This window comes from Dendrosporobacter quercicolus, assembly GCF_900104455.1.
Lineage (GTDB): Bacteria > Bacillota > Negativicutes > DSM-1736 > Dendrosporobacteraceae > Dendrosporobacter > Dendrosporobacter quercicolus.
Window position 1 is genome coordinate 80,398 of the sequence record NZ_FNHB01000012.1, and the last position, 14,525, is coordinate 94,922.

Below are 14,525 nucleotides of genomic sequence, written 5' to 3' on the forward strand. Positions count from 1 at the left end.
TGGCTTCGGATTATACTGGTCTCTATCCGCAATATTGGATTATGGTTTTCTGTAATTTAATCATAACACATTTTGATAAAAAAGCAATACTATTAGAAAATTCACACATATCAACTTGTTCATACCTTGCGCGAAGGCCGGCTATTTTATACCCTGGCAAAAACAGGACCAAGCCCGGCGGCTTGGTCCTGTGTAACAAAATCGGCTATTTAAGATTGTAGAATACTTTGCGTCCTTGGTACTGAGCGGTCTCGCCAAGTTCTTCCTCAATGCGCAGCAATTGATTGTATTTGGCAATCCGGTCGGTACGGGCGGGAGCGCCGGTTTTGATTTGCCCGGCGTTTACCGCTACGGCGATGTCGGCAATGGTTGCATCTTCAGTTTCTCCGGAACGATGGGAAACCACGCAGGTATAACCGGCCCGTTTCGCCATCTCCATCGTGTCAAAGGTTTCCGTCAGTGTTCCGATTTGATTCACTTTGACCAAAATGGAATTGCCGACCTTAGCTTCAATGCCACGGCTCAAACGCTCGGTATTGGTGACAAACAAGTCATCGCCAACCAACTGGACTTTGCCGCCCAGCCGCTCCGTCAATAACGACCAGCCATCCCAGTCATCTTCAGCCATCCCGTCCTCAATCGAAATAATCGGATATTTTTCGAGCAGGGAAGCATAATACTCAACCATTTCAGCAGAGGTTTTTACCAAACCCTCGCCCTCCAGGTTGTATTTGCCGTCCTTGTAAATTTCCGAGGATGCGACATCCAGCGCCAGGGCAACCTGTTCGCCAGGCTGGTATCCGGCTTTTTGGATGGCTTCAATAATCACTTCCAGCGCTTGCTCATTGGAAGCCAGATTAGGAGCGAAACCGCCTTCATCGCCAATTGCTGTGTTCAGCCCGCGGCCTTTCAGCACACTTTTCAGATTATGGTAAATCTCAGCACCCATCCGCAGGGCTTCGGCAAAACTGGCTGCGCCAACCGGCATTACCATAAATTCCTGAATGTCAACATTGTTGTCCGCATGTTGACCGCCATTAAGAATATTCATCATTGGAACAGGCAGCTGCTTGGCGTTAAATCCGCCCAGGTACTGGTACAGCGCCAGTCCCTGCGAAATAGCGGCGGCTTTGGCCACTGCCATCGACACGCCCAGCAGCGCGTTGGCGCCCAGTTTATTTTTATTGGGCGTACCGTCCAGGTCCAGCATAATCTGGTCGACAGCCACCTGATCCAGTGCATCCAGACCGATTAACTCCGGCGCAATAATGCTGTTCACGTTTTCTACCGCTTTCAGCACTCCTTTGCCCAAATAGCGGCCTTTATCACCGTCGCGCAGTTCCACAGCCTCATACGCGCCGGTGGATGCGCCTGAGGGCACGGCGGCCCGGCCAAGACTGCCGTCTTCCAGTACAACATCAACCTCGACGGTGGGGTTGCCCCGTGAATCCATAATTTCGCGCGCAAAAACATCCGTAATAATTGTCATTTTGTAGCCTCCTGAGATCAATATCTTTCTTTATTAAGCTTTGTTAATTAAGCTTTTGCCGGTCATTTCCGGCGGTGCTTCCAGCCCGGCCAAATCCAGCACGGTTGGCGCAATATCCGCCAATATGCCCGGCCGCAGTTTCCCGCCGCGCTGCTGCTCCGCAACGACAACGAACGGCACAACATTGGTGGTATGGGCGGTAAAGGGCTCCCCGGTCGCCGGATCAACCATCATCTCAGCATTGCCATGGTCGGCGGTAATGCAGGTAATTCCGCCAATTTTGCGCATAGCATCAACCAGCCGTCCCAGGCAGGTATCCACAACAGCCACCGCTTCCATGGCCGCCGCCAATACACCGGTATGTCCAACCATGTCGCAGTTGGCATAATTTAGAATAATCAAATCATACTTGCCGCTCTTTATTTCCCGAACCGCTTGATCGGTCACTTCCACCGCGCTCATTGACGGTTTCAAGTCATAAGTCGCCACCTTGGGCGACGGTATTAGTATCCGGTCCTCACCAGTTGACGGGTTCTCGTCGCCGCCGTTAAAAAAGAACGTGACATGAGCGTACTTTTCCGTTTCCGCAATTCTAAGCTGCTTTAAGCCGGCCTGCGCGAACACCGCGCCCAACGTATTTTTCAGATACTGCGGCTGATAGGCCACCTGCACAGGCAGGTTCTCCTCATATTGCGTCATTGTGGTAAAATTCAGCTTCAGGTAACCGCTGCGGCGTTCAAAACCGTCAAAGCCCTGATCGGTAAAGGCCCTGGTCAGCTGCCGGGCCCGGTCTGGCCTAAAGTTGAAAAAGATGACGCCATCGCCGCTTTTTATCCCGCAGTCACCGCAGCCGTCAATCACGGTAGGCAAAACGAACTCGTCGGTCTGCCCCTGACGGTAAGCCTGCTCGACCGCCTGGCGGCCTGATCCCGCATGTTCACCAGCCCGGTCAACGATAGCCTCGTAGGCCTTGGCCACCCGGTCCCAGCGCTTATCGCGATCCATGGCATAGTATCGGCCGGCAATGGTAGCCAGCCGGCCGATACCCAGTTCGGCCATCTGCTCCTCCAGAGCGTTCACAAACTCTATGCCGCTGGAAGGCGGCACATCACGGCCATCCAGAAAGGCATGTACATACACCCGGCTCAGTCCGTGACGTTTCGCCAGCTCCAGCAGCGCATAAACATGCCGATTGTGGCTGTGCACACCGCCGTCTGACAGCAAACCCATCAGGTGCAGGGCCCCGCCGCCGGCCCTGGTTTTTTCCACTGTATCAACCAGCACCGGGTTGGTGAAAAAATCACCATCCCGTACTGCTTTGGTAATCCTGGTAAGCTCCTGATAAACAATCCGGCCGGCGCCGATATTTAAGTGCCCCACCTCTGAGTTGCCCATTTGACCATCCGGCAAGCCAACGGCTTCGCCGGAGCAGGTCAGGGTAGTCGAGGGATACATTTCCGCCAGCAGCGTCATATGCGGCGTGGCCGCCCGGGCGATGGCATTATTGGAATCGCCGGCCTTGCCAATCCCCCAGCCATCCAGGATAACCAATGCTAACGGAGTTTTTAATTTTGCCATAAAACTACCCACCCGGTCTCAAAATTTTACGATCCTGCTAAAGCCGGCGGCATCCAGAGACGCGCCGCCCACCAAGGCGCCGTCAATATCGCTCTTGGCCATCAGTTCAGCAATGTTATCGGCTTTCACACTGCCGCCATACTGTATTCTCACCCGGTCGGCGCTGGCCTGACCAAATAATTTGGCCACAGTAGCCCTGATCAGGCGGCAAACCGAGTTAGCATCGTCAGAGGAGGCCGTACGGCCGGTGCCAATGGCCCAGACCGGTTCATAGGCAATGACCAGACTGGCGGCCTGCCCTTCAGTTAAACCGGCCAAACCGGCCTGAACCTGTTCGCCGACAACAGCCTCGGTTGTACCGGCCTCCCGCTGATCCAGCGTTTCGCCAACGCAGATAATCGGAATAAGGTTGTTGGCAAAAGCCGCCTTTAACTTCTGGTTTACCGTTTGATCGGTTTCGCCAAAATACTGACGGCGTTCAGAATGGCCGATAATGACATATTGGCAGCCGGCGTCACTCAACATGCCGGGTGCAATTTCACCGGTAAAAGCGCCTTTTGGCTCCCAGTACATATTTTGCGCGCCCAATTTAACCGCACTGCCCGCTACAGCCTCGTGAGCGGCGGCTAAAGCGGTGAACGGCGGGCAAATGACAACTTCGACCCCTTTGGCGTCAGCTGTTAATGCAGCCAATTCCCGGGCCAAAGCGGTTGTTTCGCTAATTGTTTTGTGCATCTTCCAGTTGCCTGCAATGATCGGTGTACGCATAACGTTTCCCCCTATTTATCAGTCAGAGCGGCAATGCCTGGCAATACTTTGCCTTCCAGAAATTCCAGCGATGCGCCGCCCCCTGTTGAAATGTGGCTGATTTTAGCCGCCAGACCGGTTTTCTCCAGCGCGGCGATAGAATCTCCGCCGCCCACAATGCTAACCGCCGCCGACCGGGCCACAGCCTGGGCCACAGCTTCCGTGCCTTTCGCAAATACATCAAGTTCAAATACGCCCATCGGACCGTTCCAGACCACTGTTCTGGCGTCAGTTAAAGCGGCGGCATAGACTGCGGAAGTGGCCGGGCCGATATCAAGCGCCATCCAGTCTTCCTCAATGGCATCAACAGACACTGTTTTAACCCGGGCGTCAGCCGCAAACTTGTCGGCGACAACAACATCGGACGGCAGCAGCAAATTGACATGTTTGGCTTTCGCTTTGGCAATCAATTCCCTTGCCAGCTCCAATTTATCGGTTTCCACCAGCGATTTGCCGGTGTTGTAGCCCTGAGCGGCAATAAATGTGTTGGCCATACCGCCGCCAATGATCAGGGTGTTAACCTTGCCGAGCAGGTTATCAATCACACCGATCTTATCGGAGACCTTAGCACCGCCGATAATCGCCACAAAAGGCCGGGTAGGATTGGTTACAGCCTGGCCTAAAAAGGTAATTTCCTTTTCCATCAGCAGTCCGGCAACCGCCGGTATAAATTTGGTAATTCCCTCGACCGAAGCATGAGCGCGGTGAGACACGCCAAAAGCATCATTTACGGCAATATCAGCCAATCCCGCCAGTTCTGCGGAAAACTTGGCGTCATTTTTTTCTTCCTCCGGATGATAGCGCAGGTTTTCCAGCAACAGGACTTGTCCCGGCTGCAGGTTCTGCGCCAGTCCGGCTACCACCGGCCCAATGCAGTCAGGAGCAAACTGAATCTCCCGTCCAAGCAGCTCAGACAGGCGTTTTGCCACAGGTGACAGCGAAAACGCAGGCACCGGCTGACCCTTGGGACGTCCAAGATGACTGCCGATGATAATAGCCGCCTTATTTTCCAACAGATATTGCAAAGTAGGCAGGGTAGCCCGGATTCTCGTGTCGTTGGTAATATTCCCGGCCTTATCCATTGGTACATTGTAGTCAACCCGGATAAATACTTTCTTACCGCTGACATTAATATCGCGCAAACTTTGTTTTTCCATACACTCAAATACCTCCAAAGAGGGTCACCAGCAGTGACCCTCCCCATTGTTTACCCGTCAGTCTTACAGACCTTTTTTCGCGACAAAATCAATCAAATCAACAACCCGGTTGGAATAGCCCCATTCGTTGTCATACCAGGATACTACTTTCACCATATTGCCTTCAATCACCATTGTGGACAAACCGTCGATAATTGAGGAGTGCGGATTGCCGTTAAAATCTTTTGATACCAGCGGCTCATCGGTATAAGCCAAAATTCCCTTAAGCGCTCCTTCGGCGGCGGACTTCAGCGCGGCATTGACTTCTTCGGCGGTAACATTCTTATCCAGTTCAGCCACCAGATCAACAACCGATACGTTGGGCGTGGGCACCCGCATGGCAAAGCCATTCAATTTACCTTTTAATTCAGGCAGTACCAGAGCCACAGCCTTAGCCGCACCGGTAGTTGTCGGGATAATGGACACGCCGGCGGCCCGGGCGCGGCGCAAATCCTTGTGAGGCAAATCAAGAATCTGCTGGTCATTGGTATAAGCATGGACAGTTGTCATCAAACCGCGTTTAATGCCGAACTGCTCGTGTAAAACTTTGGCGAAAGGCGCCAGGCAGTTGGTGGTGCAGGATGCGTTGGAAAGAACATGATGCGCAGCGGCATCGTATTTATTTTCATTAACGCCCATTACAATTGTGATGTCTTCCTGTTTGGCCGGAGCGGAAATAATTACTTTTTTAGCGCCTGCTTCCAGATGAGCGGCGGCTTTGTCCCGGTCCGTAAATCGGCCGGTTGACTCAACGACCACTGCGACACCCAAATCTTTCCACGGAAGTTTGGCCGGTTCGCGCTCAGCCAGCACCTTAATGGCTTTGCCATTGACCACAAGGTTTGTACCGTCTGCTTTTACATCAGCGGCAAGAATGCCGTGTACTGAATCGTATTTTAATAAGTGCGCCAAGGTTTTGGCATCAGTCAAATCGTTTACGGCTACAATTTCCACAGCAGGATTGTTCAGCGCCGCCCGAAACACGTTACGGCCAATTCGCCCAAAACCATTAATACCTACTTTAGTTGCCATGATAAAAATACCCCCTAATTTTTTTGTATTGCCCTTGCTTTTGCCCGGGCTATATGATTGACTGAATGGCTCTGGCGGCAGCTTCATCAATGACCAGGACATCCTGACCGGCCGCCCTGGTTACCGCCACGATAGCTTCGGCCTTATGCCGGCCTCCGGCTACCGCAATTACCTTACCGACCTTTGCCAGGTCATCCAGACGAAAACCAACACTATTGGTGGTATAAATACATTCCCCGCTGAACGAGAAATAATGCCCCAGCGCTTCGCCGACACAGTTTTGACCGATAAAACTGATGGTTTCCGGTTCATGGCTGCGCCGTTTAGACATCGTACCGGCTTCGCCAATCCCCTGGATTAAAATGTCGGCATGCTTAATCATATCGGCAATTTCAGAAACATTGGCGTCGCTGGCCATCACCGCATCCAGCGCCTCTTCACTCATGCCGTCGGGAATATGCAGCAACCGGTACCGGCCGCCCAGCTTTGTCGCCATTACGGCGGCAATGATATTGGCCTGATACTCGACCTGCTCTCCCAGCCCGCCCCGGGCAGGCACAACCGTGACGGTCGGCAAAACAACATTGACCGTTTCGGCCACCCTGGCCATCGTCGAACCGCCGCTGACAGCAATAATCATATTATCCTGCAAACATTCGGTAAGTATACCGGCGGCAGTACGCCCCAGCTCACGCAAAACCGAGCTGTCGGTTTCACTGTCGCCCGGTACAATGATGACCTGCCTGATGCCCAGCCGCTCAGACAGAGTTGTTTCCAGTTGAGTCAACCCATGCAGGACTCCGACATACTCAGCCAACTCGGCGATTAAATGATGCCCGTCTTCGGTAACGGACATCCCCAAGCCGGAAATTTCAACTAAACCGGCGTCTTTTAAAAACTCAACATCAGCCCTTACTACCCGCTCACTCATGCCCATCACGGCCGCTAAAGCGCGTCTGCCAATCGGCTGGGCATACTGAATATGCTTCAGAATATTGTAGCGCTCTTCCACCACGGCTACCAGATCAGGAGCAATTTTTCTCTGCAAAATGATGATTTTTTCCACTTGCCCTCCCGGGATATTGATCGTCCCACCGGAACATTATTTGTCCCATCAGGACAAAAATAGGTCTATGTAATTGTTATTCGCGAACCAATGCGCTATTCCTGCTTATTGGTAAATAAATTCAATGGTATTATTTGAATTATCATGCAATATTACGCCACCTGCCGCATTAACTACTATTACAGCTATTACAGCCTTTTCCACCAATGTCAGGAAAAACCTGTCAATATTCCACCGCATTTCCCAGGAAATAACGCCTTGTTTGACAGCAGCGGCCAAACTCCCGCAACACCCAACAATATCTGGTAAAGTCTCAGGAAATGAATTAAGCTGGCGACAGGCGAAAAAGCGGAAAATTTAACCGTAAAGTACTTAAAGAACACTAAGGAATTGTCCGATTTACTGGCAAGCGGCCGGTTAAAAAGATGGAGAATGGGGCTGGCGGCTTTACAGAAGAGAGGTGAGTATCCATGTTGATTTACGCCCACCGGGGAGCGCGCGGTTACGCGCCGGAAAACACCATGGCGGCTTTTGCGGAGGCTTTACGGCTTAAGGCTGACGGCATTGAGCTTGATGTTCATCTCAGCCGGGACGGCCATGTGGTCATCTGCCACGAACACACAATTGACCGAACCAGCAATGGACACGGCTGGATAAGAGATTTGACCCTCAAACAGCTGAAATCCTATGATTTTGGCAGTTGGTTTGATCGCCGTTACCAGGGACAATCCCTGGTAACGCTCAGCGAATTTATGGCCTGGTTCACGCCTACCCCGCTGATGCTTAACATCGAGATCAAAAACGGGCCGGTGATTTATCCACGCATTGAAGAAAAAATCATAGCCATATTACAACAGTTTAATGCCAGCGGGCGGACGATTGTTTCTTCCTTTTTCCATCCGTCACTGAGCCGTATAAAAGAACTTGACGGCACATTAAAAACCGGCATTCTGTTCGAATGCCGGCCACTCAACCCCCTGCAATTTATCCGGCCCACCAAAGCCGATTACCTGCATCCCTGCTGGAAGTCGCTGGATGCCGGCTGGTGCCCGGCTGCCCTGGCCGCCGGAATCGGCATCCATGCCTATACCGTAAACACCAAAGAAGAATATCGGTTCACAGCTAAAATGGGAGCCAGGGCAGTGTTCACCGATTACCCCGATAGATTCAACACTCATGCCGGACCGCAGTAACCCCCGCGATGGCTGAGATCGCGCCGATGACCTCGGTCACAGTACGATGTTCCGGCAGGTTGATCGACATAACAATGACTGACGGCTCCGCTTCCTCCAGCTGGATATCGACAATGCTGACGCCCAGCCTTCCCACCGTCGAGCAAATGACGCCCAGCTGGCCGGGTTTATCGGTAGTGGTTGTAATCGCCAGAGTTGCCGTTCCCAGCGTGCAGTTGCGATATTCCACTTTGGTCAGGACAGCTAAAGTAATAAATACCAGCAGTGTTGTCACCACCGATGCCAGATAATACCCGCCGCCCACCGCCAGGCCGACCCCCGAAACCACCCATAAACTGGCGGCAGTAGTCAATCCCTTGACCGTAAGGCCTTCCTTCATGATGCTGCCGGCCCCAAGAAAACCGATTCCACTAACCACCTGGGCGGCCAGTCTGGCCGGGTCGGCATTGGTCAAACCCTGGACTGTGCTGTAGATATTAATGGATAGGATCATAATCAGGCAGGAACCCATACTGACGAGAATATGCGTCCGTAATCCGGCGGATTTATGCCGTGCCTGCCGTTCATAGCCGATCACCCCGCCCAGCAGGCCGGCGGCAGCCAGTCTAAGCACCATTTCCAAGTCCGGAATCATGATAAGGCCTCCTTTCAGAACCTAGTAGTCACCACTAGGAATTCGAAAATTTCAGGGCGATAATGCTCGCGCCGGGTGTTCCTTTTGCGTACCTTGAGTCTTTACGGTTAAAACTGTTTTTATTCCCTGGCCGCCAGAGCCAGGCTTGCCTGAATCATCAAGGCGCATTCCAATCGTTTCTTCTGCAGCTCACAGCCGATTTTGTAAGGCTGATGAATCGAATGGTTAAATAACTGGGCATTGGCATGACAGCCGCCGCTGCAATAAAAACGAGCCCAGCAGTCCCGGCAGTCCGGTTTGTTTAATACATGCGCCTGCCGGAACTGTTCCGGCAGTTCCCGTTTGGTCACGCCTTCGTCGAGGGTTCCCAGCAAATACTCTTCCCGCCCGACAAACTGATGACAAGGGTATAAATGCCCTTCCGGCGTTACGGCAAAATATTCGTGACCGGCGCCACAGCCGCTTAAGCGTTTAGCAACACAGGGACCGTTGTTAATATCCAGATTAAAATGGAAAAAATCAAATGCCGGCCCCTTCAGCTTGCGCTTCAGATATTCCACCGCCAGCTGTTCATATTGTTCAAACAAGGCCGGCAAATGCTCCTCCGTTAACGCATAGTCACAATCTTTAGCCACCACCGGCTCGACCGACAGCTGAGTAAAGCCCTGATCGGCCATCGCCAGAACATCGGCCGCAAAGTCCAGATTATGAGCGGTAAACGTACCCCGCAGATAATAATTCCGATCATTCCGCGAGACAATTGCCTTGCGGACATTGGCGACAATATTGTCATAACTGCCGCGGCCGTCGGCAAAGGGGCGCATATGATTGTGCACTTCACGGCGGCCGTCAAGGCTTAAAACCAGACTGATGTTATTGTCGTTCAGATAGCTGATGTTGCTGTCATTCAGCAGCACACCGTTGGTCGTCAGCGTCAGTTTAAATGACTTGCCGGTTTCCGCTTCCCGCCGGCGCACATAAGCCACGACATGTTTGACGGTTTCCATGTTGAGCAATGGTTCACCGCCGAAAAAATCCAGCTCGCAATTACGGCGCTTACCGCTGTTGGCAATAATAAAATCAACTGCCCGCTCGCCGACTTCCTTTGGCATCAAGCCTCTGGCCCGGCCAAAATCGCCAGTGCCGGCAAAACAGTAGCTACAGCGCAAATTACAATCATGCGCCACATGCAGGCACAGGGACTTGACCAGCGGCTTGTCACTAAATGTAGGCGGCACATCCAGTGACGGAGCAAACAATTCTTCCCTGTCGATCAGTTCACGCAGCTCCGTCAGCGCCTCGGCCAGTTCATCACGGTCATAAATCCCGTCTAAGACCGCAAGCACAGTACGATCATTCCGGCCGTCAAAAACATCCATCACGTCATAGATCAGCCGGTCAACAACATGAACGGCCCCGCTGTTAATATCCAGCAGAATATATAAGCCATTCAGATAAAACTTATGTATCTTCATTCGTAAAATTCAACCTCTCAGCCTAAAAATATAAACATTGAACCGCGAAGTACGCAAAGGGGACGCAGAAAACCCGGCGCGATACTTATCGCGCTCAATATGTTTTTGTGAATCCTTTGCGTCCTTTGCGTACTTCGCGGTTCAATCAGCTCTTTAAACAAAATAAGCCTCCTGCCGGGATATCGGCAAGAGGCTATCCTTGCGGCCTATTTCTGACAGACCTGATTGCCAACGGTGCATGAAGTCTTGCAAGCCGACTGGCAGGAAGCCTGGCACTCTCCGCAACCGCCGGTATGTATTGTGCTTTGCAGAGAAGCTTTATTAACAGTAGTGATGCGTTTAGCCATGGGTATCCCTCCTTGCCGCAAACAAAATATAAATTACTTAATTTATTTTAGCTTTTTTCCCGGCAGGAAGCAAGTAAAAATCATCTATTCCGGTCCAACAACCACTTTTACGGGTAAATTTGATGCGCCGGGCGGACTGAAAGTAAGCCATACCGACTGACCGCCCGCAAAGGTTCCGAGATGTTCAAAATCGGTAATTTTATTTTCGCCAAAGTACAATTGCCCGGCCGGTGTTTCCAGCACCGACTCATACTGATGACGGTATTTTACCCCAATGCCGCCGGCGTACACTCCGCCGCGGGGATTCAAATAATAAGCTATTTTATCGTTATGCACAGTTGGCAGAAACAGCTTATAAACAATTCCGTAATTGCCATAATTCAAAACATCACTGCCGTCGGTGGCATCAATTCCGCTTACATAGTGATTAAGCTGAGGATCAGCCAGCGTTACCGCAACCGGGCCGGCTTTGCTGGTATAGGCCTTATTGCCGATTACCAGCCGGTCCTTGCCGTCAAAGGTTCCGCGCAAACGGTGCTCGTCCGCCGGCAAAATCCGAGCCTTGTCCGCAAATGACGCAAAATCTTCCGCGACCGGCAGCATCATTACCTTGACCGTTACCGGTTGATCTGACTGGATATCATAGATGCCATTGACCAGCATACCCGGTTCAACAATCATTTGCCCTAAATTGAAATCCAGCAGCTTGCTGTCATGACCCGCCACCTCTACCAGATAAAGATTGTTGTTTTGCAGATATTGCAATTGCGCGTCTTTGCCTACCCGCAGATAGTCCGAACTTGGACCGCCTAATCCATACCGCAAAACGGTAATATTTGCCGGATAATCACCTGGGTTTTCCAGTAAGACCACAATCTTTTTTGGCTCTTTGGTATCATTCACATGATGAAAAAATATGCGGAAGTCCCCGCTTACCGTGTCCTGGTAGGTGATACCGTCACCAGGCACCATTTCCGGACTGTCCGACAACAGCAGCTTACCGCCATAAGCTGAAATCGTTACCGGCCATTCGGGCAAATTTTGCACATCCCGGCCGGTTAATTTGTACTCCGTTGCAAATGCTATGCCGTTAAGACTTAACATCAGCACGAACAACGGCAGCGCTTTTCGCAACAACTTCATATGTATTACCCCCTATTCTGCTACATTATAACAACCATAGTTTGGTATGTAAATGTAAGATATTTACAAGTGCGAAAACAGGCGGGGACAGGGCTCTTGTTTCGAAAACAAGGGACCTGTCCCCGCCTGTTTCAGCACAAACGGCTGCCGGCTGCCGTTAAATTCCCCGCTTTTGATAGATATTGACCCGCAGCAATCTGATGTAACCCCCGGCGCAGGCATATACAGCGCCATTTATTCCATCGGATCATGGTGCTGAACCTCACCAAGCTCGAGAGCCAGCCGCTCCAGCTTACGCAAGCGGTGATTGATGCCGGATTTGCCTACCCGGCCGCCCAGGGCATCAACCAATTCCTGCAGCGTCGCCTCAGGATAAGCCAGCCGCAGTTTGGCAACCTCCTGCAGGTTGGGCGGCAGCTTTTCCAGGCCAAGCAACCGGTCAATCCGCTTAATCCTTTCAACCTGCCGAAAAGCGGCATTGACCGTTTTTTGCAAATTGGCCGTTTCGCAATTTACCAGACGGTTGACCTGGTTGCGGACGTCTTTGACCACCCGGACATTTTCGAAAGCCATTAAGGCATTGCCGGCCCCGATAATCCGTAAAAAAGAAGTGATGGCGTCACCGTCTTTCAGGTAAACCACATAATCGTTTTTACGATCAGTCTGCCGCACCGGCAAGCTAAAATTTTTCATTAGAGAAACCAGCATTTTAGCGAAATCATAATTGCCGGTCACCAGTTCCAGATGATATTCGCCCTCCGGCCTATTGACCGAGCCGCCCCCTAAGAAAGCACCCCGCAAATAGGAACGCCGGCAGCAAACTTTGCGCAAAATACCGGAATCCCGCCCGGCATTTAGATTATCATCTCTGATAATGCCCAGCACAGTCAACAGATCGGTTACCAGCGGCGACGGCACAACCCTGATTAAATAACTGTTATTCTTTTTTAGCCGCCGGGCTCTGGTGACCATTACTTCGGTTTTCAGTTGAAAGCCGCTTTTAATAAACGTAAGCACTTTACGCGCAATTGCGGCATTTTCAGTGGTAAAACTGATGCCCAGATTCTTATTTCCGCCGATCAGCATGGTACCGCCCATTCGCATTAGCGAGGCCAGCTCAGCAACATGACAGCACTGATGATCACCAGTCAGACGCGCTAATTCGTTTTTTACATCGGTAGAATAGGATGACACTGGCTTTCCGTCCTTTAATCTTTTAGTTCCTTGATATTCTCGGCAATCAAATAATAATCCAGCAGTCGCATTCGTTCCGAGTTCGCTTTTAAATCGTAAACCATCGAAATAATCGTCCGCGACAATTTGACCGGATCATGGCGGACTAAATTGGTTTCACTGATAATATTGGCTTCCACAACCTTAACGCCCATTACCGCTAACTCGGTGTTATCGACATAGACCGGATAAGCGCCCTGGCTGGCGTAAATCTCCCGCAAATTCTGCGCAACCGGCTGGGAATTTACCACAACATAGTCAATTACGCCCGGCCCTACATGATCCAGGATTGCCTTTACGTGCTGTGAGGCACTATAGCCGTCGGTTTCCCCCGGCTGGGTCATCACGTTGCAAATATAAATTTTAACCGCCTGCGACTGGCGTAAGGCATCAGCCACACCTTGCACCAGCAAATTAGGCAGCACACTGGTATATAAACTGCCTGGTCCCAGAATGACGGCATCGGCTTCCCGAATCGCATCCAGCGCGCTGTGCACCGGCTCAACCTCGGCCGGCTGGAGAAAAACCCGCTTGATGGTCTTATTGACCAGCGGGATTTGCGATTCACCGGTAATAACCGTACCATCCGTCATTTCGGCCATCAGCCTGACCCGTTGCGTGGAAGACGGCAGCACCTTGCCCCGGACCGCCAAAACTTTACTTGATTCTTTGAGGGCTTTTTCCACATCGCCCAACACTTCAGTCATGGCCGCAATAAACAGGTTGCCGAAACTGTGTCCGGCCAGGTCTCCGTCTCCGCCAAAGCGATGCTGAAAAAGTTTTTCCATCAGCGGTTCGGTATCAGCCAGCGCCACCAGACAGTTGCGTAAATCGCCGGGAGGAATAATGCCCAAATCCTCCCGCAGCCGTCCTGAAGAGCCGCCGTCATCGGCCACGGTAACCACTGCCGTAATGTTGCTTGTCACGCTTTTAATACCCCGAAGCAATACCGAAAGACCTGTCCCACCGCCAATGACAGTTACTGCCGGACCGCGGTTCAGCTTGCGTTTTTGGAAAATAAGGTCAACCAGCCGCTCTGAGCCTTCCGGTATTAAGACACTGATGACCGAACGAATAATCTGTCTGGTCGCCAGCATCATAAGACTTAGCCCGGCAGCGATAACCGCTATGCCGACAATTGTCGTAACCGTGTAATAGTAGGTGCCGGTGGTAAGATATACCATCCGGAAAATAGCCTCTTCCAAGTTGCCGACATACTTATAATTAAATACTACGGCCAATCCGACGCTGGAAATGATGACGCCCAGCGAAAACAAGAGCAGCCAGCGTTTGAATTTCATGCCTGGGTACAACCATTTTAACAAGTGCATA

The 14,525-nt window shown here is 51.5% G+C and carries 13 protein-coding genes; 1 reads left to right on the forward strand and 12 read right to left on the reverse strand.

What is annotated here, in order from left to right:
• Positions 1-205 precede the first annotated feature (205 nt).
• From eno to BLR06_RS16940, 6 genes are all read right to left on the reverse strand, one after another.
• Complete coding sequence (eno, locus tag BLR06_RS16915; RefSeq protein ID WP_092074771.1) at positions 206-1,489, reverse strand: phosphopyruvate hydratase; 1,284 nt, start codon at positions 1,487-1,489, stop codon at positions 206-208.
• Positions 1,490-1,522: 33 nt separating this feature from the next.
• Entirely contained in the window at positions 1,523-3,067 is a 1,545-nt protein-coding gene (gene gpmI, locus BLR06_RS16920; RefSeq protein WP_092074772.1) for a 2,3-bisphosphoglycerate-independent phosphoglycerate mutase, read from the reverse strand.
• 18 nt (positions 3,068-3,085) lie between these two features.
• Positions 3,086-3,835, reverse strand: coding sequence for a triose-phosphate isomerase (tpiA, locus tag BLR06_RS16925; protein ID WP_092074773.1), 750 nt, complete (start codon positions 3,833-3,835; stop codon positions 3,086-3,088).
• Between the two features lie 11 nt (positions 3,836-3,846).
• Positions 3,847-5,031 carry a phosphoglycerate kinase gene (locus BLR06_RS16930; protein WP_092074774.1) on the reverse strand — a complete coding sequence of 395 codons (1,185 nt, stop codon included), beginning with the start codon at positions 5,029-5,031 and terminating at the stop codon, positions 3,847-3,849.
• 63 nt (positions 5,032-5,094) lie between these two features.
• Complete coding sequence (locus BLR06_RS16935) at positions 5,095-6,102, reverse strand: glyceraldehyde-3-phosphate dehydrogenase (protein WP_092074806.1); 1,008 nt, start codon at positions 6,100-6,102, stop codon at positions 5,095-5,097.
• Positions 6,103-6,151: 49 nt separating this feature from the next.
• Positions 6,152-7,168, reverse strand: a complete 1,017-nt coding sequence (locus tag BLR06_RS16940) for a sugar-binding transcriptional regulator (protein ID WP_092074775.1) — start codon at positions 7,166-7,168, stop codon at positions 6,152-6,154.
• A 470-nt stretch (positions 7,169-7,638) separates the two neighbouring features.
• Here BLR06_RS16940 and BLR06_RS16945 point away from each other — a divergent pair, with 470 nt between their 5' ends.
• Positions 7,639-8,361 carry a glycerophosphodiester phosphodiesterase gene (locus BLR06_RS16945; protein ID WP_092074776.1) on the forward strand — a complete coding sequence of 241 codons (723 nt, stop codon included), beginning with the start codon at positions 7,639-7,641 and terminating at the stop codon, positions 8,359-8,361.
• Here the strand turns inward: BLR06_RS16945 and BLR06_RS16950 are convergent.
• The 6 genes from BLR06_RS16950 to BLR06_RS16975 all read right to left on the reverse strand — a co-directional run bounded on the left by BLR06_RS16950 (position 8,336) and on the right by BLR06_RS16975 (position 14,524).
• A complete protein-coding gene (locus tag BLR06_RS16950) occupies positions 8,336-8,995 on the reverse strand; it encodes an MgtC/SapB family protein (RefSeq protein ID WP_092074777.1) in 660 nt (219 codons plus the stop codon). The two genes, BLR06_RS16945 and BLR06_RS16950, sit on opposite strands and share 26 nt — an antisense overlap.
• Positions 8,996-9,114: 119 nt before the next feature.
• The gene (gene scfB, locus BLR06_RS16955) at positions 9,115-10,470 is read right to left on the reverse strand and encodes a thioether cross-link-forming SCIFF peptide maturase (RefSeq protein WP_092074778.1); all 1,356 of its coding nucleotides are present in this window, start codon (positions 10,468-10,470) and stop codon (positions 9,115-9,117) included.
• A 206-nt stretch (positions 10,471-10,676) separates the two neighbouring features.
• Positions 10,677-10,817 carry a six-cysteine ranthipeptide SCIFF gene (gene scfA / locus BLR06_RS16960; protein WP_092074779.1) on the reverse strand — a complete coding sequence of 47 codons (141 nt, stop codon included), beginning with the start codon at positions 10,815-10,817 and terminating at the stop codon, positions 10,677-10,679.
• A gap of 84 nt (positions 10,818-10,901) precedes the next feature.
• A complete protein-coding gene (locus BLR06_RS16965) occupies positions 10,902-11,960 on the reverse strand; it encodes a copper amine oxidase (RefSeq protein ID WP_092074780.1) in 1,059 nt (352 codons plus the stop codon).
• 234 nt (positions 11,961-12,194) lie between these two features.
• Complete coding sequence (gene whiA, locus BLR06_RS16970) at positions 12,195-13,154, reverse strand: DNA-binding protein WhiA (RefSeq protein ID WP_092074781.1); 960 nt, start codon at positions 13,152-13,154, stop codon at positions 12,195-12,197.
• Positions 13,155-13,168: 14 nt separating this feature from the next.
• Entirely contained in the window at positions 13,169-14,524 is a 1,356-nt protein-coding gene (locus BLR06_RS16975) for a gluconeogenesis factor YvcK family protein (RefSeq protein WP_092074782.1), read from the reverse strand.
• Position 14,525: the final 1 nt, after the last annotated feature.